We start from the raw sequence: 24,856 nt of genomic DNA, 5'->3' as shown, positions 1-24,856 counted from the left end.
TGGTCACCTGCCGCTCTCTCACTCACCGGACCACACCAACCTCACGGTGGTACCCGCACCGGGACGCGAGGTGATCGTGGCGCTGCCGCCGACGGCGATCATGCGCTCGACCACCGAGCTCCGGATACCGCGACGGGAGCCTTTCACCTCGTCCGGGTGGAACCCCACCCCGCGGTCGGCCACCGTGACGACGACCCGGTCGCCTTCGCCGCGCACGCTCAGCACGGCGGTGCCGCCCTCGGCATGCCGCTCGACGTTCACCAGTGCCTCGCGCACCGCACGCACGAAGGCGAGTGCCACCGAGGCCGGAACCAGCCAGGTGCCCTCCGCGCGGACCTCGACGGCCAGTCGGCCGCGGTTGGCGACGGTGTGCAGTGCGGCCGTCAGGTCCACGGTGCTGTCCTGGGCGGTCGCTCCTCCCGCGGTACCGGTGAGCACCGCGAGGTCGTGTCGGGCGTACTCGGCGACCTGCTCCGGGTCCGTTTCCTTCGCCTGCACCGTCACCAGAAGGAAGGTCGACGCCGCTGTGTCGTGCAGCAGCGCGAGGTACTCGCGTTCCTCCCGGTGCCGCGCCAGCGAGGCCGCCTCCGCGCGCGCCAGCGCCGATCGGCGTTCCCGTAACCCGTCCACGCGCCTGGCCGATTGGCGAAGCAACACGAATCCCAGGCGCGCCAGCAGGCACTCGAACACCAGGCGCGGCAGCAGAGTGCCGACGACATCGGTTCCCACCACGGTCAGGTCGACCGCGAGCAGCCCGGACGTGACGGGCACGGCGACCGCCGGGGGCCACTCCCACTGGAGTGTGATCGCCGTTGTGGTCAGCATGTTCAACGCCCATGGGTTCAGTGGCCCGCCGGTCCATTCCTGGGTCCCGCAGACCGCCGCCACCCTCAGCACGGCGAACACCAGAGACAGCATCGCGCCGCGCCCTGTGAACCCCGCCCAGCAGTCCACCCCGGCGCCCATGAGCACCAGCCCGAGCAAGGCGAACCCCAGCGGCAGAGCCTCGTCGGGAACCGCGAGAAGGCCGAAGACACTGATGACGACCACCGCGACCCCGCGCACTGGAGGAACCAACCGGTGGGCGGACGCCAGGAATCGCGCCTCGACACTGCCTTGTGGCGAGATCGGCGGCACTCCGCTCACCGAACCGGTCGGAGGGCGAGGCCGCTGGTGCCGCCGTCTTCGCGAGCGAGTGGGCAGAGCTCTCGAACAACCGGTGCGACACCGCAGGATGACAACCCGGGCATCGGTTCACCGTCCTCTTGGGTTGATCCGGCCACCTCAGCTGTCGAGGACGAATCCTGACGACGCGGGACTATACCGAAGCCGTACGACCACTCCTCACGTCAGACGTGCGTGCTCGACCCATCGGACCCGGACGAGTAGCCCTGGAGCGTCCGCACAGGGTCGGGGCAGAAGAGTCGGCGGCGGGTGATTTCGGCCGTCGCCGAGAAGAAGCGACACGGCGGACATGTCATGTTCCGTACGTCGGTCGAACACCCGATGCCGGCTGGGCCGTCTGTTGCTACTTTTCGGCGCGCAATGTTCCTCGACGTGGGAGTCGGGTTGATATCAGGAACAAGAGTCAGACGTGCGTGGGTCGCGATTGCCGCGGTGTGCGCGGTTTTGGTGGTCTCACTCGGTCTTGTGCGGTCGGCCGCTGCCGCTCCGGCCTGGCCCACCCTCAGCAATGGCACGACCGGAGCGAACGTCGCCACCGCCCAGTACCTGTTGCGTGGTCACGGTTACGACATTTCGGCCGACAGTGATTTCGGCCCGGCGACCGAGAACACGGTGGTTGCCTTCCAGGAGTCCAGGGGGTATGTCGCGGACGGTGTCATCGGCGCGGAGACCTGGCCAGGACTGATCGTCACGGTCCGGGAGGGCGAGAGCGGCGACGCGATCGCGGCGGCGCAGACCGCTTTGAACAAGCACGGTTACGGACTGGCCGTGGACGGACAGTTCGGTCCGGCCACCGCCTCCGCGGTCACCTCGTTCCAGAGTGAAAAGGGCCTGTCCGTAGACGGTGTCATAGGCCCCGAGACCTGGCAGAACCTCGTCGGCCAGGGCGGTGGCGGTGGCGGCGGGGGCTGCGCGGTGCCGGACGAACCCGACCCCGAGGTGCTCGAGGTCGTCTACCGGACCGGCGTCGAACTCGGCGTCAGCGACAAGGTGTTGCTCGCCGGGTTCGAGGCGGGCGTGGTCGAGTCGAACATGAACAACCTGGACTGCGGCGACCGGGACTCGCTCGGAGTGTTCCAGCAGCGTCCGTCGCAGGGCTGGGGCACGCCGGAACAGATCATGGACGTGTCGTACGCGTCGAACGCATTCTTCATCCGTGCCATCCAGGTGGCGGCGGACAACCCGGACCGGTCCGCGGGTCAGGTGGCGCAGGCAGTGCAGGTCTCGGCTTACCCGGACCGCTATGACGCGGTGGAAGGCACCGCCCGCGAGCTGATCGAACGCGCATCGCACATCTGAAGTCCTGACGAATCCTCCGGCACACCCGTTGCAGCCCCAACCGCCTCAGCTTGATCACCTCCGCCTCCTCACCCTCGGGAGGCAACGCTGACAACGCCCGATCAACGATGCTGCGCCCACAAGGCCACGGAGCGTCGTTGCGACACGAAACCAGACTTTCAAGACCCCTCACAGAGCCGCTCACGGGATGGTCCGGCAGCCTCCGGCCACGCCATTACCTGACCGGACATCGATAGCGGTTCGGCCGATTCGTGAGGCTGCACCCCCTGACCGTGTCATCCGACAATGCCGTCGTCCGAACAGAGGCCCCCACATGACATCGCGTTCATCCCTGTTGCTCGCGTCCGCCCTGACCGGCGTCAGCCTGCTTTTCCTCGCACCCACGTCCGCGTTCGCGAGCCCCGCACCGTCCCTCGCACCCGCCTCGGCATCCGCCGGCCTCGCACCCGCCGGATCCTGCTTCACCTGGAACCGATCCTTGAGTGAGGGAACATCCGGCGAGGACGTACGGCAGCTCCAGATCAGGGTCGCCGGCTACCCCGGGTTCGGCGGCGAACTCGCCATCGACGGCGAGTTCGGCCCGGCCACCAGGGCCGCGGTGCAGCGCTTCCAAGCGGCGTACGGCCTGGAAGCCGACGGCATCGCCGGCCCGCTCACCTTCGGCAAGATCTACGACCTCCAGAAAAGCGACTGCTCCCCGGCCAACTTCGACTGGTCGGAACTCAACCAATGCGGCACCGACTGGTCGGGCGGCCAGGTCGACGCCGCCACGGTCGAGGCCAACGTCATGGTCACCATGTGGAAACTGCAGGCCCTGCGGCACGCGATGGGCGACCGGCCCATCGGCATCAACGACGGTTTCCGCGACCACACCTGCAACGACGCCGTCGGCGGAGACCCCGACAGCCTCCACATGTACGGCCTCGCAGCCGACTTGAGCGCCGGCTCCCAGGGCTTCTGCGCCCTGGCCTTCGAGGCCCGCGAACACGGCTTCACCCAGATCCTGGGCCCGGGCTACCCCGGCCACGACGACCACGTCCACGTCGCAGGCGGCACCGGCCGGTATTGGTCGGCCCCCAGCTGCGGCCTCTGACGCCTCACCCCGCGCCGAACCCGGCCGTCCGCCTTCATCCGCCTCGCCGGAGCCCCTCGACGTGACGGCCGGAACGCAACACACTCCGCCGACGGGCTCACACAGCCGGCCGGTCACATTCGAAAGACAAGTAACCGCCAGTACTTCGGCTTCAACGTCCCATACTGCGTGCCGCGTTCCACCACGCTCTCGCTACCTGTCGCCCCGGCAGGCCCACCTGTGCAGAAGGGATACCGCCCATGCTTGCCAAACTGTCCGTGAGAACCATCGTCGCCGCCCTCGCCGTCACCGGACTGCTCGCCGCCGCGCCTTCGGCGGCGGGGAGCAGCCCGCACTCGGCCGCGCCCCCGGTTGCCGCCGCCCAGCCGTCATCCTCCGGTGTCACCGTGAAGATGCCGGCCACGGTCGCCGACCGCCTCGGCACCGACCGCAAAGCACTGATGGACGCCGTCTCCACCGACGTCCTCTCCCGGTCCCACGACGCCAGGGGCCTCGCCCCGAAGGCCGCCGTCAGTAAGCTCGCCGCCGAGGGCCGCAAGGTCGTCGTCGACGTCCGTACCGTCTCGCGCGACTGGGCACGCGGCGTCGCGTACGTCGAGGCGTCGCGCACACACCACGGCGAGCCGGAAGGCTGGCTCTACATCGCCCACCGCAAGGACGGGCGCTGGGTCGCGGGTCTCGAAGGAGACCGCGAATTCGCCGACCACGTGGCGAACTCCCCGCTGGTCGGCAAGGCGGAGCGGCAGACCATGACGGCATACGCGCAGCACAAGGCGACGCCGAAGAAGCAGACGTCGTCGGTGGGGACCCTGGCCAACACCAACGGGCTGCTGCTGCCCTGGATGCCCGACTACTACATGACCCTGACCGGCGGCGCGCACTCCAGCAACGGCTCGACCGGCTACTGGAGCAGCCTCGACTTCTCCGGCGGCAACGCCAGTGGCCGGGTCCGCTCCTCCCGCGAGGGGACGGCGACCTCGATGTGCGGCGCCGGCGGCGGCTGGACCAGGGTGATCCACCCAGGCGGCTTCTCGACGGACTACTACCACATGTGGAACACCACCTACTACAACGGGACATCGATCGCTCGCAGCGCCCTGCTCGGCAACATCGGCACCGACACCTGCGCAGGCGGTTCCGCGACTGGAGCCCATGTGCACTGGAGCCTCCGCACGTACGACGCCAACTACGTCGGCCAGTACACCTGGCTGAACGGCCGAACCATCGGCGGCTGGACCTGGTGGAACGGCTCCGGCCAGTACTCCGGCTGTGCCACCCGCTCCGGCATCACCGCTTGCCCCGGCACGGCGATCTACAACCGCACCAGCTGACAAGCGCCCTGTGACTCCGCACCCGGTCCCACTGCCGGGTGCGGAGTCATGCGGTCGCGGTCTGGCGCAGATCGGCCCCTTCGGTACCGGTGCCTCCCGTTCTTGCGCACATCGACCCCAGCCCCCGGGGCGAGTTCCTCCCGCACGGGTGCACAACCGCTGTCGCCACCCGGTCTCCGGCGCAGCTTCTGTGATGACGGCATGCCGATCGCTGCGTCGGCTCGGTATCCGCGACAACTTGATCGCCCGAATCGCCGAAGCCGGGACGGAGGCCGGCTCGGCGAGGTCGAAGGTCTCCGGGCCGGCCTGCCTGGCGCCGAGGAGAGGCTCCGCCGGCTCGATCGGGGCCACGGGCGGCATGGGGCCGTGGACATTGGCATCCCCACCGTGCGCGGTGATCGATGAACCCACGAAGGCCGACTGTCGCATGGTCCTCAACCGAGATCGAGAACAAGTTCAAAGTAGCGCGCATCAAACGCCTTTCAGGACACGGTCAAGTGCTGCCCGGCCTGCTGGTCCCCAGTTCGGCTTGCCGCCGGGAAGGCCCCGGTCTCCGTTCTGCCCCATGAGCATCAGGAAGAGGCTCTTCATAGCGGCCAGTCCGCGGGCGCGCCGGATCGCCGCCTCGTCTGCATGCGCGTACATGTCGAAGAACCGTGAGGCCGTGCCCGCGGGTAGCAGCACCCATGCGGCGGCGAGGTCCCATGCCGGATCGCCGGCGAACAGGCAACCGAAGTCGACGATGCCCGAGAGTGTTCCGTCCGAGACGACGACGTTCGCGGGATGGAGGTCGCCGTGCACCCACACCGGCGGGCCCTCCCACGCGTGGGCCGAAACGGCGTCGTTCCAGACGGCCCGGATGTCGGCAGCGATGTCGTCGGGGGCAATGGCCTGGAAGAAGTTCTCGAAGTCGTCCGTGCAGTTCCTGAGGTGGGCAGCGCGGTCCGTAGTGACGGGCGCCTCGGCGGGCGCTTCCACATGGAGCGCCTGGAGGAAGCCTGCCAGCGTGTCGGCCGCGTGGGTGCCGCGGCTGATCGAGCTGTGGTCCAGCGGCTCGCCGGGAACCCACGTCATCACGGTCCAGTGCTTGGGGAAGCGCTCGGACGGTTCGCCGAGCCGCACCGGGGTCGGCACCGGGAGCGGCAGGCGCGGGGCCAGCACCGGTAGCCACCGCCGCTCGTTGAGCTGGAGTTCCGGGGTGGGGTCCATGCGCTGCATGCGCACGGCCAGCTCGTCCCCGAGGCGCCACATCTGGTTGCCCCAGCCACCCGCCACCTCGCGGATGGCCAGCCCCGCAAGGTCTGGATGCTGCTCCTGCAGCAGGTCACGGACCAGGTCTGCGGTGATCTCGATCTCGGTGTCGGTCATACGAAGCCACGGTACTGCGGCGGCAGGCGGAGCGGCTCTCGCGCTCCGGCTCAAGATGTCCGGGGTGGCCCAGGTACTGTCCCGCGCTCCATCCCTGCCCGCAGGCCGGGCGGATGCACTGCGCACCGCAGGCGAGTTGTCGCCTCTGCCCGGACGGAAGGGACGCCGACGCACTGGAAGTGAACCGCACGCCCACAAGATGTCGGCGCAGCAGGTCCACCGAGCCGCGCCCCATCTTCCGGGTTCTCGGACAGTCCTGCGCCATCGACGCCCGCCCCGCGCTACGGTCTGGCCGAGATCACCGTGGAAGCAGGGGGCATGACCGGTTGGACGGACGAGTGTGGAGCGTCGGGACGTGCCCTCGTCACCACCTCCTTCCTTACCCCTACGCGTCCCTCCTGCCCGGCGGTCGTCTGCCGGACGGGGGCGAAGGCGCTCCTTCGGCCATCTGCTCTCGGCACGCCAACCGTGGGAGGACCTGGATCCTGGCGGCCTATCAGGGGGAACAGCTGTGGGGGCGGGCTCCTGCCCCGTCCGGGTTGTTCTCCCTGTTGTCGAGGGCTTCTGGAGGTCGGTGCCGAGCGCGTTTCAGCCGGTGTGCAGCGCGGTGCGCAGTGTGTCGGTGGCCAGTGTGATGGCTGCCTGGGCGGCGTGGGTTTCGCGCGGGGGTTGAGCATGACGAAGTCGTGGATGATGCCCTGGAAGCGGACTGCGGTGACGGGGACGCCGGCTTCGCGCAGCTTGTTGGCGTAGGCCTCGCCTTCGTCGCGCAGGACGTCGGCCTCGCCGGTGATGACCAGGGCCGGCGGCAGGCCGGTGAGCTGTTCGGTGGTGGCCCGTAGCGGGGAGGCGGTGATCTGGGCGCGGTCGGTCTCGTCGGTCGTGTACTGGTCCCAGAACCACTGCATGCCGTCGCGGCGCAGGAAGAAGCCTTCCGCGAACTGACGGTAGGAGCCGGTGTCGAAGTTCGCGTCGGTGTCGTTCAGGTCTGGGCAGGGGTTCCGTCACACTGGTCGAGCCGCAGAGCGGTGCCGTCGGCGGAGTTTGCGCCCGTGACCTCCACGCATGTGCCGTCGGCGCCGGTGAACGGTCCCGACGGCGGCGGGGCGGGCAGGGCATCGCGAACCGCGGCGGCCAGTGCCACCGGGTCGCCCGAGGCCCTGACGGGGTAGGTGTCCCGCTGCTGGTTCCAGGCGTTCTCTACGGCGAACCAGTCGATGGAGACCGGTGCCTGGCCGGTGGCCAGCGCAGTGTCGAGGGAGTCCAGGTACTTGGTCCAGCGCATGGCGTAGAAGTCGGAGACCAGCCCGGACCATTCCCGGTTGGCGTAGTCACGCAGGCCGCCCGAGTCGCTGCCGGAGCGGTCGCCCCAGGTGGTGAGGATGGAGCGGGCGTCGAACTCGGCCGCCGCTTTCTCCGCCTCCGTTGTGCCCGAGGACTTGGCGTCCTCCAGCCAGGGGCCGAGGAGGAACCGGGTGTCGGTGGCGAGGAGTTCGTCCAGCAGGGCGAGGTCGCTCTTCCACTCGGCGGCCCGCTGACGGAAGAGGGGCAGATCCTTGGCGTCGTAGGCGGCCTTGATCTTCGGGAGCAGCGTCCGGCTGTGGTTGGCCAGGGCCTGCCGTGCGACATCGACCAGGTCGAAGCGATAGGCGTCTGTCTTCCGCAGGCCGGGCGCGACCTGCAGCAGTTCGATCAGCGCCCGCTGCACCGTGCTCGCGTCGTAGCGCATCGCGCCGGGGCTCCAACTGGCCGCGGTGGTCGCCGTCAGCCGGGGGCGTGCGGTGAAGAGGCTGTCCTGGGACTCGCTCCACGTGCCGGACGAGGTGCTGTACGGGCCGCTGCGCAGCAGCTCCCACGCCTTGGCGGCATGCGGGTCCACACCGCCGTAGCGGCGCTCCGCATACTGGGCGAACCATGCCTTGTGGTCCACCGGGCCGGTGCGCCAGGCCAGTTCGGCGAACAGTTCGTAGGCGACGGGGTTGCCCGCCGGTGCCTTCCGGAAGGTAGGCGATGCCCTTCAGCGCGCTGCCGGGCTTGGTGCGCCACTGGTCGAAGCGTTCGGTCCAGACAGCGGTGTTGGCGCCGATGGTGGTGTGGCCGCCGAAGTTGGGGATCGTACCGAACGCGTAGGGCGCGCCGTGCCAGGAGGCTTCCCGGTCGAGGCCGTTGTAGCGGTCGGACAGGCCGTCGACGATGAACAGCTTGCTCTTGTCGACGGCGTCGATGATCTGCGTGGAGGGGTTGTTCTGCCAGCCGAGCAGGGTCCAGGTGGCACCGGGGTGCGCGGTCTGCAGCGCGTTCATCACGGCGTTGGCGGCGTCGCCGATGGGGACGTCGCCCGGCCGCCCGCCCTCGTGGAGCAGGTCCATCTTGTACATCGTGGAGTCGCCGAAGAGTTCGCGCTGGTGGCGGTAGAACGAGGCGGCGACCTCGGGGAACATCTGGCTGCGCGGGTCGAGCCAGTCGGGCCGGTCGAAGCCGACCCAGCCGCCCTGCGGGACGACCGGTCCGGTGGGGTTCTTCTCCGTGAACCGCGGCGGAACGGTGCCGTAATAGCCGGGCAGCACCGGGGTCATGCCGAGTTGGCGCAGTCGGTCCGCAATCCTGCGGCCGAGTTCCGCGCGGTCCTTCAGCTGCTGCTCGGAGACGGGGCCGCCGAAACCGGACATGTTCTGCATCAGCCACCACGGCTGGTGTGCCGGACCGGGGATCCAGGACCTGAGCTCGTCCTTGGAGTAGCCGAAGTCCTGGAGGGTTTCGTAGTAGACGGCGTCAGCGCCCATCTGGACGAAGACCTCGTTCGCGCCGTGCAGGGCAAGCAGATCGATCTGCTTCTCGTAGGAGGACCAGCCGCGGTAGGCGCCGGAGTAGCCGTCGTCGGTGTCGTTGAGCGCGAAGCGGTGCGGCACCGAGGCGTCCTCGCGGACGGTGCCGGCGGGGGCGGGCAGTATGCGGGGCAGTTTCGCCGTGCTGTCGCCAGGCCATCCGAGGTCGACCTTCGCGGTGTACTTCAGGTACCAGTTGACGCCGCTGAGGATCACGGCGGGGCTGGTTCCCTGGACACGGAGATCGCCGGCGCTGCCGGAGACGGTGAAGTAGTCGCCGGACTCGGGGCGGCTCACCGGGACAAGTGTGAACTGGGAGACGTGGCGCGGCAGCAGCCGTGCGAGCGCTGCCCTGGCCGGGCCGGTGGCGAAGGCGGGCCGGCCGGCGGAGGGCGCCGCGGCGGCCCCGGTCCCGGTGGCTGCAGTAGTGGTGGAAGTGCCCAGGACCGTGGCCAGTGCGGCCAGGGCCATGGCCAGGAACGCGGCGGCCCAGGATCTCGGTTCTCTCATTGGCAGCCCATCAGAGAGGGGTTATTAATGGAGCGTTCGATAATATGGAGGCGGGTGATGGAGCCCGTCAATACACCGGACCGCTCGTTGTGGATCGGCTGGGTAGAGTGCCCAGCACGACAGCGGGGAGGGCGGGGGTACGGACGCACATGGCAGCCAGGAGAACAGCGGCCAACGGGCCGCATGTGCTTCGGCAGATGAACGTCGCTGCCGTCCTGGCGGCGCTGCGGGAGGCCGACTCCGCCGCCACCAGCGTCAGCGGCCTCGCCGCGGCCACGGGGCTGTCACGGCCCGCGGTGACGAGAGCCCTGGCGGACCTGCGGGACCGCGGCCTGGTGGCGTTCACATCCACGGGCCATTCGCTGCAGCCCGGACGGCCGGCCCAGTACGCCAGGTTCCGTGCCGAGACGGGGTACGTCGCCGGAATAGACATCGGACCCCACAAGGTACTGGTGGCGATCGCAGACCTCGCGGGGCGGATCCTGACGGTCCACCGTGCAGCGGTGGACGCGGGCACTGACGGGCGGCAGATGTTCGACACCGTTCGCGCCGCACTGACCACGGCGGTCGTGGAGGCGGGAGTTCAGCTTTCCCACGTGTGGGCGGTGACTGTCGGCACGCCCGGCATCGTCGACCGGGACCGCGGCGAGGTATTGCTGGCTCCGAGCATCCCCGGCTGGGCCGGGCTGCCCGCGGTGACGCGACTTGGCGACTGGTTGCACTGCCCGGTGTTCATCGACAACGACGTCAACCTCGCCGTCCGCGCCGAACGACGACGGGGGGCCGACGCCGAGGCCGAGAGTCTGGTGTTCGTGCAGTGGGGCCGGCGCATCGGCTGCGGCATCATCATCAACGGCAAGCCGCACCGCGGGCACTCGGCCGCCGCCGGGGAGCTGGGCTTCATCGACCTGGCATCCGACCCCGACGCACCTCCCGCACCGCGCCCCTCCGACGGCACCGGACCGTTCGAGCGGTTGGTCGGGGCGGCAGCCATCCATCGGCTCGCCCTGGAGGCCGGCGCACCAGCAGGCGACGAGGACGACATCGCACCGCTCTTCGACGCGGCGGCGGCCGGTGACCGGGCCGCCACCGATGTCGTGGAGCGGGTGGCCGCCCGCTTCGCACGCGGTCTTGCCGCGATGCTGCTGGTGCTCGACCCGGACCGCGTCGTCATCGGTGGCGGAGTGTCCCGGGCGGGAGACGCCCTGCTGGATCCGGTCCGCCGTCATCTGCACCTCCACGCCCTGGTACCGGTCACCGTGCATGCGTCGACGCTGGGGGAGCAAGCCGTGGCGCTGGGTGCGGTGCGCCATTCCCTGGACGTCGCGGAGGAACGGATGCAGGGAACACCCCAGGGCTGAGCAGGCGCCGCGAGCACGGGGGCTCTGGGGCCGCCGGTGGGCGTATCCGCAACCCCTCGCTACGACGCGGGGGCCCACGGTGACCGCACCACCGCAAGCCGCGGCGGGCCGGCGTCAGGACTGGGTCCCCGGGTCGATGTACCGCAGCAGAGCGCCCACGCCCTCGTGCAGCCTCAGCTTGTTCTCCGGTACGACGACCAGCTCGGCGCTGGTGCCGACGAGGGCCCGGACGAGGGCCTCGTCGGCGCGTTCCTCGCGCGGGGCCCGGACGCCGAAGGACATCAGTTCCGCCTCGGTCAGGGCGAGCTGAGTGGGCCGGGAGCCTGTCCAGAGCCGCAGCGAAGACCCTGGCGGCCGGTTCAGCAGCAGTGCCGCGACCTGGCCGCGCTGGAGGGCGGCGACAGTCGCGCCCAGCCCCTGCGTCATGGGTCCGTCCAGGGCGCGCCGGCCGATGAAGATGTCCACGAGCTCCCGGTCGTGCGCGGCCATGCGGCCGCTGAAGACTCCGTCGAGCTGCGGCTCCAGCAGGGCGCGTCCGGTGTCGGTGCGGGTCCGGCCGCCCACGCGTACGACCTTGTCCCGCAGGGCGTGCGGCAGGCGGCGGATCAGTACGTTGCACGCCCACTCGTCCCCGCCAACGACGACGGCGTCGGCATGGACGCGCCGCGCCCGTTCGTCCAGCTGGTGGCCGAGCCGGAGGGAGGTGCGGTGCCAGGTCGCCACCGCGACCCTGCGGTGCAGCCGCTCACCCGGGGTGACGGTGGACGCGGGCCAGGTGCCGGTCTCCGCCTCCAGGGTCACCCAGCCGTGGGTCTCGGCGGTCGGAAGGCCGCCGTAGTGGACGACCACGGCCATGTAGGGGATCTCCGGAACGTGCTGTGTGACCAGGGGCATCGCGTCCGGCAGGGTGCTGTAACGCGCGGAGTCGTGTTCGGGCGGCCTGGGCAGCTCGCCGTCCAGGACGAGTGTGCCGTGGGCGGCGAAGATGGCCTGGCCATGCACCCCCGGCACCGCTGTGTCGGCACCGACCGCCTCCTCCAATACGTTCAGCAGAGCCAGGTCCGAGCCCTGACGGGACAGACTCTCGCGCAGCCGCTGCCAGCGCAGCGCGATCGCTCGCTCGGGATGCTCGACGTCTCGGGAAGTGTCCAGGTACACGGAGGCGAACGGACCCGGCTCCGCGTAGAGGGGTTCAAGAAACGACAACCTCATCGTCACTCCTCGTCGATGGTCTCCCCTCCTTTGATGATGCGCGCCTCAGCGCAGCGATGGAGCTCGACGAGCGCGATGCGGTGCGGAACGTGGGGTGGTTGGGCGCCGGCCGTAACAGCTGCGGCCCCGATGCAGGCCGACACCCCGCGCACTTCCGCATCGGGAAGCGATTGTTCAGCACTTCATGCAACTGTTCAGAGAGGGAGGAAGTATGGGAAATCTTCGGGAAGACGCCGGAGTCGCCATGGCGCGCGAGATCTTTGGGCCCTTGGGGAGGCGTCGTTGAAATAGGTGCGGTGGTCGATGGCGAGTTCCGTGTTTCACTCGGAATCCTGCAAGTTGCGCAGGTGAGCGGTGGTTTCCCTGATTCGACGATGGCGTTGGTGGATGAGCGCGGCTGGCGTCCTGACCATGAAGTGACGGCTCCTTCCTTGCTGCTGTGGTCCGGCGGCATCGAGGAGATTTTCTCCAACTCTCGAAAATCCCCGGTCGGTGCGTCGAATGGTCGAAGCAGGGCGTGACCTGAAACTGGTGAGGCTCATGCACGCCCTCATGGGTGCTGCTGTGACCAGAGGAGAATTCAGTACTTCGCTGTCCGACGGGTGGCTGGGGGCCCGTCCCGGCCTTGACGCCCCGGACGCCTGCGATGTGACGCGAGCCCGCGAGCCCCCATCCCGTGTGCGAGCGGTCAGGCGAAGAGCGGATCCAGCATCGCCTCCCCGGCCCGTACGCGCCAGGCCGGCAGCCGCACCGCCCTGGTCACCGGCGCGGGCTTCGCGCCCCGCCCGCCGGACGGCAGCCCGATCAGCAGGTCACCGCGTGCGTGGGTGAGCCGCAGATGGCGCGCGGGATCCTGCCCGGGCAGGGGTCCCGTGTCGATGAGCACAGCCGTGTTCTCCCCGTCCCCCGTGAACAGCAGGTCCACGGTGTGCCCGCCGACCACTGTCGCGCGCTCCAGGTCGGTGATGCCACGGGCACCGAGATACTCCTGGAGCCGGTCGGCGAGCTCCTCGCGGAATCCGGGCGGCGCCAGGGGACCGGAAGCCGTGTCCTGGTCGGCACAGGCGCCCGCGCGCAGCACGGTCGAGCGTTCTGCCAGCAGGGCCGGCAGCCCCGCCTGGCCCTGCCAGAAGCGATGGCTCCCCACCGTGATCAGCTGCGACTTCGCCCGGGTGACCGCGACGTTCCAGAGATTGACCTGGCTCGACACCCAGTGCGTCGTCTTCGGCGGGGTGTTGTCCGTGGCCACCGGGCTCAGCACCATGACGTCGCGCTGGCCGCCCTGGAAGGCGTGCACCGTACCGACCCGGACCCGGTCGTCACCGGCCCACACCCGGGCCAGTGCCTCCTTCTGTGCACGGAAGGGCGTCACCACTCCGACCGTGGCGTCCTCGGGCAGCCGTGCCAGCAACTCGTCCACCGTCTGCCGCACCTGGCCCGCCTCGGCCTGGTTGCGCCAGGATCTGCCGCCGCTGCCGGCCGCTGACTCGCCGTACGGCACGTCCACCCAGCCGAGCACCGGAGCCGGATCGGCAGCCCCCGCCGGATCGACCGGCGGTACCTGCCTGCGGACATCGGTGAGTACCTGCAATTGGCCTGCGTAGCAGTAGCCGTTGACCAAATCTGCGATCTGCGGATGGCACCGGTAGTGCTCGTCGAGCAGCAGCGCCGCCTCACCGTGCTGCGCCGCCGCGTGGTACGAGGCATACACGTGATAGGCCAGCCTGTGGTCCTCCAGCTGCGCGGCGGTCAGGCCCGCCCGCACCCGGGCCTGCCGCTCCTGTTCCGGGCTGATTCCGGGAATGTGTCCGAGCTGCATCGGGTCGCCGATGATCAGAGCCCGCTTCGCCCGGAAGAGCAGCGGCAGCACCGACGGGATCGAGCACTGGCTCGCCTCGTCGATCACCACGAGGTCGAAGAGCTTCGGGGAGAGTTCGAGCTGGCGCACCGAGTGCGTACTGATGGCCCAGGCCTTCAGGTGCGCCATCAGATTGCGCTGGCTCTTCTGGAAGCCCGAGCGTCGGCGCAGCGCCTGGAGCCGCTGGTTCATCAGCGACCGACCCCGCGCCGTGCTCTCGGCGGCCACGGAATGCGCCAGCTCTCCCGACACCGCGGAGGACGCGGCGGCGCTCTCCAGCCAGGCCTGCTTCAGCGCGTCCTCGTCCCAGGCCAGATGCGCCGGTGCGAGCTCCCGCAGGGCCCTCTCCACCGCCACGGCCTCCGCGAGGTCGAGCAGCAACTCGGGCGGGACAGGGCGCTGCGCGGCCCAGGCCGGCCACGAAACCCCGGATCCGTCGCCCGACGAAACTGCGAGGGCCGCGAGAGCCCGCCCCCGGCGCCACCCGCCCAAGGTCAGCCGTCCGGCCCCGGCGGCCCTCCGGGCGCGTTCCTCCCAGCGGGCGAGGGCAGCCGGTTCCTTCGCCGCCCAGGTACTCTCCAGCACCTGTACGGGCAGCGCGAGCCCGTCCGCCCGTCGGGCCCGCTCACGGACCAGCTCCAACAGGCGAGACTCCTCGCCGATCCGCCCCGCCGCCTCCGCCCGGAGCGCAGCCGTACGTGCCTGGCGGTTGCGCAGGTCACCGGCCACGGTCGCGGCACCCCGGGCCGGGGCCGCTACCGGCTCGGCCAGCAGTCCGGCCAGCTTCGCTGCCTCCCGCTCCCGGGCCTCCACGTTTCCGGTGCGCATGAGCAGGCCCGGCGAGATCTCGTCACACCGCTCGGCCACCACGTCGACGGCCTCGTTGTTGGTGGACGCGACGAGCACGGACTGGCCGGCGGCGACGGCGGTCGCGACCACGGCGGTCACCACCTCGCTCTTGCCGGTACCGGGCGGGCCGGTCGCGACGGTGAGCCGACGGGTCATCGCCGAGGAGATCACCTGCTCCTGGCTCTCGTTGCACGGGCCGGGGGACACCACCGTCACGACCGCCGCATCACGACCCGGCCCCACACCGTGGTCGCCGCCGGTGAGGAGGGCGTCCAGCGCGGTACCCGCGATCTGGCCCGCACGCGTGGACATCTGGAGCAGGTTGTCGACCAGGCCCTCGGTGGCGACCCGTTCCAGGCCGGAGGGTGCCAGCAGCACCGCGGCGTTGTGGGCGCCGGGCCGCAGCGAGTCCATCACGGACCGCTCGCTGAGCGAGGACAGATCGAAGGGCTCCAGCTCCGGAACGCCGAGCTCGGTCAGGAGTTCCCGTACCGCCTTGACCATCTGGGCGCCGTTGCCCTCCTGCCAGCTCGGCTGCCAGTGGGTCAGCAACTCGGCGGCCTCGTCGTCGGAGAGCAGCTCGGTCACCACACCGGTGTGCAGGGAGGGGACCCCGCTCGGGCGCAGCAGATCGCGGCCGTTCTCGTCCGGGGTGAGTTCCATGGGCTGGACCAGCAGGGGTGCGATTCGCACGGGCGTCCGCCGACGGCCGTCCGCGCGTTCGGGAAGGGTGATCGCGGGATATCCGTACCAGTACTCCTGGAGCCCGGTCCCGTTGGCCTGTGCGCCCGTGCTCTTCGGTCTGGGCAACTGCCCGGGGGCCGGGAAGGAGTGCCCCAGCCCGGATTGGATCGCCTCCGGGCCCTGACCCAGCAGGAAGTAGGCCGATCCCCGGCCGCCGTCTCGATCGGGCAGCATGCCGGACGCCACTTGGGCGCCGAGGCAGTGCGCGTAGTAGCGCAGCAGTCGCTGCGTGTCGATGCCCTCCCCGGCGTCCCGGGCGACCAGCTGCCTGGCTTTCAGCAGGGTGGGGGAGACGTCGGATCGGGCGGCGGCACGGGCTGCGTCACGCGGTGCGTCGGGGAGACGGACCGGACGGGCGACCGAGCGGGCGAAGGGCAGTGAACGGGTGGCCCGGATCGTGGACTTGGTCGGCCGCTGCTCTTCCGGGACGCCCTTGATCACCATTTGCGCGGTCAGGTACTCGAAGAGGTTGTCGGGGGTGATCCAGCCGCCTTCCTTGATCCGCCCACTCCGCAGGCCTTCCACAATCTCGCCGGTGAACCGGGAGGTGCCGAGAGAGGATCCCTCCGGTGCCATCGCGGACGCGGCCTGGAGGGCGTCGGAAGCGGTGATGAAGTACACGCCGGTCGGGTGCAGGAGCGTGCTGGGCGTCGTTCGGTCGCCGGGGTCCGCACAGCCCTTGGAGGTCCACCCCTGGACGACGGACCCACTGGAACAGCAGTCCAGCAGCACCAGCTTGGACGAGGCCCGGCAGGACTGGAGCATCCGTTCCAGGAACTCGGCCGGGACGGCCGTGCCGGGCAGGTCGTCCGGGTCGGCGTCCCGGGTCAGGAAGTACAACTGCCCGTCGGCCTCGCAGAACTGGCCGTGCCCGCTGAAGTAGAGCAGCGCCGTCTCGCTGGGCTGCCGTTCATCGAGGAACTGCTCAACCGCGTAGAGCATTTCCGAGCGGGTCGGCTCGGCGACCATCGAGCAGTCGTTGTACATGCCGATCTCGGTGCTCTCCAGCACAGCCCGCATGTAGTGCAGGTCGGCCCGGACGGGCGGCAGGTCGTGGTAGCGGTCGCTGGTGTACGTGGATACGCCGATGAGCATGGCGTACCGGTCGTTGTCGCTCACTGCGTGTCCGGCCCTGCCTCGTCGCCTTCCTCGTCCCGGGCCCCGGCCGCACCGCCGGCGAGGAACCGGTCGATCAGCTCGCTGTCGGCCCGGGCCTCCTTGCCGGAGACGCGGAGCGTCGCCCCGTCCGCCCGGGTGATGACGATGGTCCGCTGGGGTACGCGCGCCAGCCAGATCTGGACGCCGGCGGCGACGAGTGAACCCCCGCTGAAGACCAGTCCGATCAGGTCGCCGACCGGGCCGCCCTTGAGAGTCTCGTCCTCGGGCCGGGGGCGCGGGAGGTCGAGCGCGGCGCGAGGATCGGCGTCGATGAGGGCGGCAAGCAGCTCACGCGCCTCGCGCCGGGCGCGCAACGGGTCCTCGTCGAGGATGGCGATGTGGTGGCCGGAGTCGGCCAGATCGGTGGTGGTGCTCACGTTCTACATCCCCCTGGGTCTTTCCCGTGCGGCGGACACACGGACGGGTGAGAGTACCGAAGATCTCCGTCAGCGAACCTACGAATTTCCGAAAGGCCGCTGGTCATTGGCGTGAAACGGCCGAATCCGCTCTTACGGCCGCAGTTGGCGCCGTGAGGCGCGGCGCCAACTCCCCACGCCCGGACGGAAGGCAGGCGAGTCACGCACGCCAGGGTGCCCGCGGTCCCCGTGGAGGCGCGGGCGTTCTGGCGTGCGGGGTGGAGTGGGTCAGGCAGAGGCCGGCTCCTCCAGCGCCACCACGACCATCACCGGAAGATCGGTGTCGTGCTGGATCACGCCTGCGGTCAGGATCCGGCCGTCGAGGGTCCACTTCTTCACCGCGATGAACTCGTCCCTGTCCGCCGCCGTCTGCTCGGCCTCGACGAGGTGGCCGACGAGAGAGGATTCCTCGATCTCGGGCAGAAAGTCGGCCAGCGCCTGCTCCCCCTGCTCGTAGACGGCATCCATGTCGTCGAAGTAGCCCGACTCGTCGACGTCGCGGATCCAGACGGCGAACGAGACGCAGACCACCCCACCGCCGAACGTCTGGATCCAGCCCCCGACGCCGTCCTTGTCCCACGACGTCTCCACACCGTCGCGGGGCTTGCCCCCGGGCGTCCACGCCTGGGCCGAGAACCGCGCCGCCGCGCCATCGGCGGTCAGCGGGGCGATACCCCTGAGCTCTTCCAGCATTGCGATCACTGCAGCCATGAACCCATTCCACTCATTCCGTCGCCGGGCACGTGATACGCCTTCAGTTGCCCGCCTGGGGCCGACATACTGCAGCGATGTCGTCCCCGGGGCAGGCGGCTCGACACGGTGCCCTGGGCCTCGGCGTTCCTCGCTGGGCTCACGCGGTGAAGGCGGTGCCGTCCAAGGTCCAGTGGGGGTCGGGCGTGACGCCGAGGGCGGTGTAGACGTGCGCGGCGACGTCGGCGTGGTGGAGGGGCGACGGGGCCGCGCCGGCGGTCAGGCCTGGACCGCAGGCGGCGATCCAGGCCGTACGTTCCTGTCGGCTCCGTCCTCCGTGGCCCCCTTCGTCGCGGTGGCCGTGGTCCGTCACCACGATGACCGTCCACCGCTCCGCCGCGTGGCCGGGGCGATCACGTATGGCGGCGAGGAGGCGACCGAGGCGTCGGTCAGCCGCCTCGATCGCCTGGCGGTACTCCTTGCCGCAGCCGAGGAAGTGGGCGGTCTCGTCGACGGCGCCGAGATAGACGAAGCCGGCGTGGAGATCCTCGTCCAGCCCGAGGAGGTGCACCGCGTCGTCGGTCACCCTGTCGTCCGCCTCCTCCCAGGCTTCGGGGGTGTCCTCGCGGGGAGCGATGTAGCGGAGCCTGGTGGGGGAGACGAAGAGGGGGCCGCCGTCCTGGGCGAGGAAGAGCGGTGCCCAGCCGCCGACGGCGAAGGTCCGTCGTCCGCAGTCGGCCGCGAGGCGGGTCGTGAAGTCGGGGAAGAGGTCGAGGCGGTTGCCGTCGAAACGGTTGGCCCAGACGCCGTGCTTGGCGACGCCGACGCCGGTGACGATGGTGGTCCAGCACGGGCCCGACATCGTGGGCGTCACGGAGTCCACCTCGACGGGGGCCAGGAAGCCTGCGCGGGCGATCCCGTCGAGATGCGGCGTATGCAGTTCGGGGAGCAGGTCGAGGCGTACGCCGTCGATGCCGATCACCAGTACGTGGGTGCTGTTCATGGGCGGTTCCAGGGGAGTCGTGAGTGGGCGCGAGAGGGAGGTGTCAGGGGCCGACGCGGCGGAGCCGGATCAGGCTGCTGGCGTAGTCGCCGACGGGCAGCCGCGGGTCGATGCCGTGGCGTACGAGGACGGCGCCCCGGTGGACCTGGTTCAGCTCCGGGTCCAGGTAGCGCGCCTCGGGGTCGAGAGCGGGCAACCGCACCGGGGCGGAGCGGTGGCCGAAGCGGGTGGTGGGACGCCAGACGAGGAGCACGTGCTCGCTGTCGTCCGGCGCCGCGCAGTGGACGGCGGTCACCGGCTCGCCGGCTGCGGCGACCCGGTGCTGGTGTCCCCTCTGCACGAGTGGGCGGATCAGCTTGTACTCGGCCACGAGCTCTGTGGCTTCCGCGAGTTCCTCCTCGGACCACGACGTCAGGTCTCCGCCGAGACCCAGCGCGCCTGCCATGGCGACATGGAAGCGGAAGCGCAGCGGAGTGCGCCGGCCGGTGGCGGTGTTGGGGCTGTCGGTCACCCACGAGGCCATGGCCTGGGCGGGGAAGAGCTGACCGAAGCCGTGCTGGATGCCGATCCGGTCGACCGGGTCGGTGTTGTCCGAGGTCCAGGCCTGGTCGGTGCGGGCGAGGATGCCGAGGTCGACGCGCCCGCCGCCGCCAGCGCACGCCTCGATGCGCAGACCGGGGTGGGCGGCGCGCAGCCGGTCCATGATGCGGTGGACGGCACGGGTGTGGTCGATCCACAGGCGGTCGGGGTCGGGGTGGCCGTCCCATCCCGCTTCGGTGAAGGCCCGGTTGGCGTCCCACTTGAGCCAGTCGACGCCGTTCTCGCGCACCAGGTGGTCGAGCGTCTGCCGGGCCCAGGCCTCGACCTCGGGCCGGGCGAAGTTCAGCACGAGCTGGTTGCGCAGTTCGGTCGCGTCGAGCTGGGGGGAGTGGAGGACCCAGTCCGGGTGCTCGCGGTACAACTGGCTGTCACGGTTGACCATTTCCGGCTCGACCCACAGCCCGAAGTCCATGCCGAGGCGGTGCACCTCGTCGGCGAGCGGCCGCAGTCCCCGGGGGAAGGCCTCGGGGCGAGGGGTCCAGTCGCCGAGCCCGGACCGGTCGTCGCGACGGGTGCCGAACCAGCCGTCGTCCAGGACGAAGAGTTCGGCACCGACGCGCGCGGCCAGCTGGGCCAGGCGGATCTGACCGGCCTCGTCGACGTCGAATCCGGTGGCCTCCCACGAGTTGTAGAGCACCGGCCGGTCCCGCTCGGGCTCGGGCAGGATGTGCCCGCGTACGTAGTCGTGCCAGGCGCGGGCGGCGCCGCCGAAGCCGTGCGGGGTGAACAGCCCGGCGTACACCGGTGTGCGCAGGCTCTGGCCCGGCTGCAGGGTCCAGCTGAGACCTTCGTGACCAAATCCGCCGGTCCAGGTGGTGCGGCCGGTCGGGTCACGGTGGATCGTGACGCGCCAGCTGCCGCTCCAGGCGAGCGCCGTGCTCCAGACCTCCCCCTGGTCCTCGCTCGCGGTGCCGTCGTCGATGGCCAGCCAGGGACTGGCGTGGTGGCTGGTGAGACCTCGACGGCTGGTCAGTACGGTCTCTGCGACGGGAAGCCGGTCGCGCTGGAGCTGGAATTCGCTGTTCCAGCCGCCGGTCAGGTGGCTGAGCCGGTAGTCGGGCAGCGGAGGAGCGGTCCATGACGCCGAGTCCAGCCGGTCGACGCTGATCGGATCCGGCGGGCCGTCCGCGGCCCCGGTGTGGGTCAGTTCCGTCCAGCGCTCGATGACGTCGGTGTCGCTCCGGACGCGGTAACAGAGTTCGGCCCGCAGGGGGTGGCGCCGGTCGTCGAGGCGCAACCGCAGTTCGCCGCCGTCAATGGTGTGACCGGCGAACCGCCACTGCGCACCCCGGGTCCCGTCGGCGAAGCGGACCTGAAGGCCGGCCGGGCCGAAGCGCGCCCCGGTCTGCGGCGCGAGTTCGTCGGCGGCCGCGTCGGCCTCGAAGCTGCTCGCCGCAGCGGAGACCGTGTCCGGGACGTCGGCGAGCGCCGCGGTGTCGAGCGGCAGGCCCCAGCGGAGGTGCCGCGGGCTGCCGTCGGAGGCGAGGCGCAGCGCGTAGATGCTGTTCGGCGTGCGCAGGACCGCGAGGCCGGGGCCGGATTCGAAGGTGACGGGCGGGAGTGTGGCGTGCACGGATGGATCCCCTGAGTGGTGGTGAGGAAAAGGGCGCGGTTCAGGGCGACTTGGAGAAGAAGTGACACAACACCGTCAAGGCGGCGCGGTGTTCGAGAAGTCTTGGGGGAGCAGAGGAGGGCCCGAGCGTAGGGCGGCACCAACTCCCAAATCAATACTGGAAGAAGTTATTTATTTGCTCTATGTTGCTCCCGTGTTTCGACATCACTCCCGCCCTCTGGTCAGTGCGCCCGCCGAGACCGCGGTCCTCGCCCTGCTTCTTGCGGAGGGGCCGCTCAGCAGAGTGGAACTGGCACGGCGGACTGGACTCTCCTCGACCGCGGTCACCAAGGCGGCCAGGCCCCTCATCGACGACGGCTATCTGTATGAACTTCCGCCAGAGCGCACCGCGCCCGGTGCCGGCCGACCGGTCAACCCGCTCGCGGTCGACCCCGACCGGGAGTACTTCGTCGGACTGAAGATCAGTGGCGATCAGGTCTTCGGCGCCGTCTGCGATCTGCGGGCGGGGATCCGGGCCACCGCGAGCCGGCCGCTCGACGGCTGCACCCCGGGGGCCGTCGCCGGGCTGACCGCCGAACTGGTCGACGAACTGCTCGACACCGAAGCCGCGTTCCGGGCCCGGACCCGACACCTCGGCGTCGCGGTCAACGGGGACGTGGACCGCGAAAGCGGCAGGCTCCGCCACTCCGGCCTGCTGGGCTGGCGCGAGGTTCCGCTCGCGGAACTGCTCACCGAGTCCACCGGCCTGGCAGTAACCGTCGAGAACGACGTCAGGGCCCTGACCATCGCGGAGCACTGGTTCGGCGAGGGCATCGGCACCGAATACTTCGCGCTGGTCACCATCGGCGCGGGCATCGGCTCCGCGCTCGTCGTCAACGGGCAGCTGATCAGGGGGGCGTACGGCGTCGCGGGGGAGGTCGGACACCTCTGTGTCGACCCGACCGGTCCGAGCTGCCGCTGCGGGGGGCGCGGCTGCGTCGAGGCGATCGCCTCGACCGACGCGATCCTCGCAGCGGTCCGCCAGGCCACCGCGGAGCCGCACCTCACGTTCGGCGAGGCCGCCGACCTCGCCCGGGAGGGCCACCCGGCAGCCCGCGAAGCCTTCGCCAGGGCCGGACACGCCATCGGGGTCGGCATCTCCGCACTGGTCAGCCTCGTCGGCCCGGAGCGTGTCGTCGTCAGCGGCGAAGGCGCCGACGCCTACGACCTGTTCAGCCGCCACATCCAGGACGCGTACGCCGAACACGCGTTCGGGGCGGCTTCCCGGTGCCCGCTGTCGCTGCGGCCGCTCCCTTGGGAGGAATGGGCCCGAGGCGGTGCTGCCGTGGCCATCCAGGCCCTCTTCCCGCAGTACGCGGCCACCACCACGATCGGCGTCGGCTGAGCACTCCCGCAGCCGTCGCGTACGACTCCCTGGCCGACGCCTTCCTCTGCCGGCAAGCAATGACGAAGGCGCCGGCCAGGCAGCACATCCACTCCGCCACACCCATACAGAAGGATGCGACATGAGCACACGCAGACCAGAGCATAGCCGACGCGGATTTCTCAGGGGATCGCTGCTCGTCGTCGCCGGAACCGTCCTGTCGGCCGCGTGCAGCACCGATCCCACCGGTGGTTCCTCCTCCGGAGCGAAGACCACTCTCAACGTCTGGTACCACGCCTACGGCGAGGCCGGGACCCAGCAGGCGGTGCTCCGCTACGCCACCGCCTTCACCAAGGCCAACCCCGACATAGCCGTGAAGGTGACTTGGGTCCCCGGCGACTACTCGGCCAAGGTCAACGCGACCCTGCTGACCGACGCCGCCCCCGACGTCTTCGAGATCGGCGACTTCAAGGAGAGCCTCGTCCACCGCGGCCAGATCGCCGCCCTCGACGACGTGTACGGCACCGCCAAGAACGACTTCAACACGAACGCCGTCGAATCGGTCACCGTCGACGGCAAGCTCTACGGCGTCAAGATGATCGACGACGTCATGATGCTGTACTACCGCAAGAGCGCCCTGTCGAAGGCCGGGATCACCCCGCCCACTACCTTCGACGGTCTCGTCGCCGCGGCGAAGGCCCTGACCACGAAGAAGAACAAGGGCCTGTTCATCGGCAACGACGGTCTCGGCGACTCCGCGACCAGCGCCGTCTGGTCCAACGGCGGCGACCTCGTGACCCCCGAGGGCAAGGTGGAGTTCGGATCGGCACCGGCACTCGAAGCGCTGACCGGCCTGAAGCGACTGCATGACGACAAGTCGCTGCTGCTCGGCTTCACCACCGACTGGTGGGACCCTGCCGCCCTCACCCAGGGCGTCGTGCCGATGCAGTGGAGCGGCCTGTGGGCATATCCCGCGATCAAGTCCGCGCTCGGCGACGACTTCGGCGTGCTGCCGTGGCCCGCCTTCAAGGCCGGCGGCGCCCCCGTCGTCCGCGTCGGCGGCTGGACCAGCTGTGTCAATGCCAAGGGCAAGAACGTGGCCGCGGCGAAGAAGTTCGTCCAGTGGCTGTGGGTCCGGCAGGCCGACCTGCAGAAGGACTTCGCCGAGAGCTACGGTTTCCACGTCCCGCCGCGCAGGACCGTCGCGGCGTCCGCGGAGAAGCTCTCCCAGGGCACGGCCAAGGAAGCCGTGGTGCTCGCCGAGAAGCACGGGAAGCACTTCCCGGGAACCTGGGACACCGCCGTGAGCAACATGTTCAACGCGGCCGCGATGAAGATCGTCGAGGGGCAGGGCGATCCTGCCGCCCTTCTGGCCGACGCGGTGAAGAAGGCCCAGCGCGAGATAGACAAGCAGCTCGGCCGATGAGCCGGTCGACGGACCTCGCACTGAAGCCCGAGCATGCCGGGCGGCGCCCCGCGGCCGTCCCGCGCGGCGCCGCCCGCCCCGGCCGGGCACGTCCCGGCCGGGCCGGCTGGGCCGCGTTCGTCCTGCTGACCGCGCCGATGCTCATCGGCCTCGGTCTCTTCAAGTACGTTGCGATCGGCTGGAGTTTCCTGCTCAGCCTCAGCGACGCGCGCGGCACCATCGCCCTGGGCCACTGGGTCGGACTCGAGAACTATCGCAGGCTCCTGTCCGACCAGGAGTTCCGTGTCTCCCTCCTCCAGATCCTGCTGTTCACCGCCTTCATCGTGCCGCTCACCTTCGCGGCCTCGCTGGGCCTCGCCCTGCTGGTGCACCGGATCAGACGGGGCCGGGCCCTGTTCCGTACCACCTTCCTCATCCCGGCGGCCGTCTCGTACGTGGCCGCGTCACTGATGTGGAAGATGTCCCTGTTCAACGGCCTCCCGGCGGGTGTCGCCAACACGATCGGAGGCTGGTTCGGAGCGGATCCCGTTCCCTGGCTCCAGTCCACCTCGCCGCCGCTCTACTGGGTGGCGCTCGTCACCCTGCGGCTCTGGCTCCAGGTCGGCTTCTACATGGTGCTGTTCCTGGCCGGACTCCAGGCCATCCCCAAGGAGTTGTACGAGGCCGCCGCACTCGACGGCGCCACCGGCAGGCGGCTCCTGACCAGGATCACCCTGCCCATGCTGCGCAACACCTCCGTCGCCGTACTGATGCTGCTGTTCATCGCCGCCTTCCAGGCCTTCGACGAGTTCTACAACCTGTTCAACAGCGGCCTCTCCGGAACGGGCACCGCCCCCGTACAGACACCGCTGGTCCACCTCTACAACACCGCCATGGGCAGCCAGAACTACGGCATGGGCTCGGCCGGAGCCTTCGTCCTCACCGCCCTCATCGTCGGAGTGACCCTGCTTCAGGGCCGGTTCGCCGGCTTCGGCCGGAGCGGAGAATGAGAC

At 70.1% G+C, this 24,856-nt stretch carries 17 protein-coding genes and 2 pseudogenes; 8 read left to right on the top strand and 11 right to left on the bottom strand.

Annotated features, from left to right (window positions below; all coding sequences use genetic code 11):
• Window positions 1-18 precede the first annotated feature (18 nt).
• Window positions 19-1,065, bottom strand: coding sequence for a sensor histidine kinase (locus tag ACIRJP_RS16490; RefSeq protein ID WP_404173763.1), 1,047 nt, complete (start codon window positions 1,063-1,065; stop codon window positions 19-21).
• Window positions 1,066-1,545: 480 nt separating this feature from the next.
• Between ACIRJP_RS16490 and ACIRJP_RS16485 the strand changes: the two genes are divergently transcribed.
• The 3 genes from ACIRJP_RS16485 (at window position 1,546) to ACIRJP_RS16475 (ending at window position 4,908) form a co-directional block, all read left to right on the top strand.
• Window positions 1,546-2,484: a peptidoglycan-binding protein gene (locus tag ACIRJP_RS16485; RefSeq protein WP_404173760.1), complete on the top strand. Its 939-nt coding sequence runs from the start codon at window positions 1,546-1,548 to the stop codon at window positions 2,482-2,484.
• A gap of 313 nt (window positions 2,485-2,797) precedes the next feature.
• Window positions 2,798-3,577: a D-Ala-D-Ala carboxypeptidase family metallohydrolase gene (locus ACIRJP_RS16480; protein ID WP_404173757.1), complete on the top strand. Its 780-nt coding sequence runs from the start codon at window positions 2,798-2,800 to the stop codon at window positions 3,575-3,577.
• Between the two features lie 239 nt (window positions 3,578-3,816).
• Window positions 3,817-4,908, top strand: coding sequence for a M23 family peptidase (locus ACIRJP_RS16475; RefSeq protein ID WP_404173755.1), 1,092 nt, complete (start codon window positions 3,817-3,819; stop codon window positions 4,906-4,908).
• Window positions 4,909-5,379: 471 nt separating this feature from the next.
• Here the strand turns inward: ACIRJP_RS16475 and ACIRJP_RS16470 are convergent, their stop codons facing one another.
• The 4 genes and pseudogenes from ACIRJP_RS16470 to ACIRJP_RS16455 all read right to left on the bottom strand — a co-directional run.
• The gene (locus ACIRJP_RS16470) at window positions 5,380-6,276 is read right to left on the bottom strand and encodes an aminoglycoside phosphotransferase family protein (protein ID WP_404173752.1); all 897 of its coding nucleotides are present in this window, start codon (window positions 6,274-6,276) and stop codon (window positions 5,380-5,382) included.
• Window positions 6,277-6,864: 588 nt separating this feature from the next.
• A pseudogene (locus ACIRJP_RS16465) lies at window positions 6,865-7,253 on the bottom strand (alpha/beta hydrolase fold domain-containing protein); the annotation flags it as partial.
• Between the two features lie 5 nt (window positions 7,254-7,258).
• Window positions 7,259-8,206 carry an alpha-N-acetylglucosaminidase C-terminal domain-containing protein gene (locus ACIRJP_RS16460; protein WP_404173750.1) on the bottom strand — a complete coding sequence of 316 codons (948 nt, stop codon included), beginning with the start codon at window positions 8,204-8,206 and terminating at the stop codon, window positions 7,259-7,261.
• Between the two features lie 109 nt (window positions 8,207-8,315).
• Window positions 8,316-9,572: pseudogene (locus ACIRJP_RS16455) on the bottom strand (alpha-N-acetylglucosaminidase); the annotation flags it as partial.
• Window positions 9,573-9,808: 236 nt separating this feature from the next.
• On the opposite strand from ACIRJP_RS16455, the gene ACIRJP_RS16450 reads away from it, so the two are divergent.
• Window positions 9,809-10,972 (top strand): ROK family transcriptional regulator, encoded by a 1,164-nt coding sequence (locus tag ACIRJP_RS16450; RefSeq protein ID WP_404173747.1) that lies wholly within the window; start codon window positions 9,809-9,811, stop codon window positions 10,970-10,972.
• A 114-nt stretch (window positions 10,973-11,086) separates the two neighbouring features.
• Here the strand turns inward: ACIRJP_RS16450 and ACIRJP_RS16445 are convergent, their stop codons facing one another.
• On the bottom strand, window positions 11,087-12,184 hold the full coding sequence (locus ACIRJP_RS16445; protein WP_404173745.1) for a hypothetical protein: 1,098 nt from the start codon (window positions 12,182-12,184) through the stop codon (window positions 11,087-11,089).
• Between the two features lie 296 nt (window positions 12,185-12,480).
• On the opposite strand from ACIRJP_RS16445, the gene ACIRJP_RS16440 reads away from it, so the two are divergent.
• Window positions 12,481-12,705 carry a hypothetical protein gene (locus ACIRJP_RS16440; protein WP_404173742.1) on the top strand — a complete coding sequence of 75 codons (225 nt, stop codon included), beginning with the start codon at window positions 12,481-12,483 and terminating at the stop codon, window positions 12,703-12,705.
• Between the two features lie 167 nt (window positions 12,706-12,872).
• Here ACIRJP_RS16440 and ACIRJP_RS16435 read toward each other — a convergent pair whose 3' ends face one another.
• The 5 genes from ACIRJP_RS16435 to ACIRJP_RS16415 all read right to left on the bottom strand — a co-directional run bounded on the left by ACIRJP_RS16435 (window position 12,873) and on the right by ACIRJP_RS16415 (window position 21,075).
• The gene (locus tag ACIRJP_RS16435; protein ID WP_404173739.1) at window positions 12,873-16,754 is read right to left on the bottom strand and encodes an AAA domain-containing protein; all 3,882 of its coding nucleotides are present in this window, start codon (window positions 16,752-16,754) and stop codon (window positions 12,873-12,875) included.
• A complete protein-coding gene (locus ACIRJP_RS16430) occupies window positions 16,751-17,170 on the bottom strand; it encodes a hypothetical protein (RefSeq protein ID WP_404173736.1) in 420 nt (139 codons plus the stop codon). The genes ACIRJP_RS16435 and ACIRJP_RS16430 overlap by 4 nt, the downstream gene beginning before the upstream one ends.
• 267 nt (window positions 17,171-17,437) lie before the next feature.
• Window positions 17,438-17,920: a hypothetical protein gene (locus tag ACIRJP_RS16425; RefSeq protein WP_404173733.1), complete on the bottom strand. Its 483-nt coding sequence runs from the start codon at window positions 17,918-17,920 to the stop codon at window positions 17,438-17,440.
• A gap of 139 nt (window positions 17,921-18,059) precedes the next feature.
• Entirely contained in the window at window positions 18,060-18,902 is an 843-nt protein-coding gene (locus ACIRJP_RS16420; RefSeq protein WP_404173730.1) for an alkaline phosphatase family protein, read from the bottom strand.
• A gap of 43 nt (window positions 18,903-18,945) precedes the next feature.
• Complete coding sequence (locus ACIRJP_RS16415; RefSeq protein ID WP_404173727.1) at window positions 18,946-21,075, bottom strand: alpha-galactosidase; 2,130 nt, start codon at window positions 21,073-21,075, stop codon at window positions 18,946-18,948.
• 193 nt (window positions 21,076-21,268) lie between these two features.
• On the opposite strand from ACIRJP_RS16415, the gene ACIRJP_RS16410 reads away from it, so the two are divergent.
• The 3 genes from ACIRJP_RS16410 to ACIRJP_RS16400 all read left to right on the top strand — a co-directional run bounded on the left by ACIRJP_RS16410 (window position 21,269) and on the right by ACIRJP_RS16400 (window position 24,853).
• Window positions 21,269-22,459 carry an ROK family protein gene (locus ACIRJP_RS16410; protein ID WP_404173724.1) on the top strand — a complete coding sequence of 397 codons (1,191 nt, stop codon included), beginning with the start codon at window positions 21,269-21,271 and terminating at the stop codon, window positions 22,457-22,459.
• Between the two features lie 121 nt (window positions 22,460-22,580).
• Complete coding sequence (locus ACIRJP_RS16405) at window positions 22,581-23,864, top strand: ABC transporter substrate-binding protein (RefSeq protein ID WP_404173721.1); 1,284 nt, start codon at window positions 22,581-22,583, stop codon at window positions 23,862-23,864.
• A complete protein-coding gene (locus ACIRJP_RS16400) occupies window positions 23,861-24,853 on the top strand; it encodes a carbohydrate ABC transporter permease (RefSeq protein WP_404173718.1) in 993 nt (330 codons plus the stop codon). The genes ACIRJP_RS16405 and ACIRJP_RS16400 overlap by 4 nt, the downstream gene beginning before the upstream one ends.
• Window positions 24,854-24,856 lie beyond the last annotated feature (3 nt).

It is taken from the genome of Streptomyces sp. NPDC102437 (assembly GCF_044765565.1).
In the GTDB taxonomy this organism is placed as follows: domain Bacteria; phylum Actinomycetota; class Actinomycetes; order Streptomycetales; family Streptomycetaceae; genus Streptomyces.
Note: the sequence above shows the minus strand (reverse complement) of the source record. Positions and strands in the feature narration are given on the sequence as shown.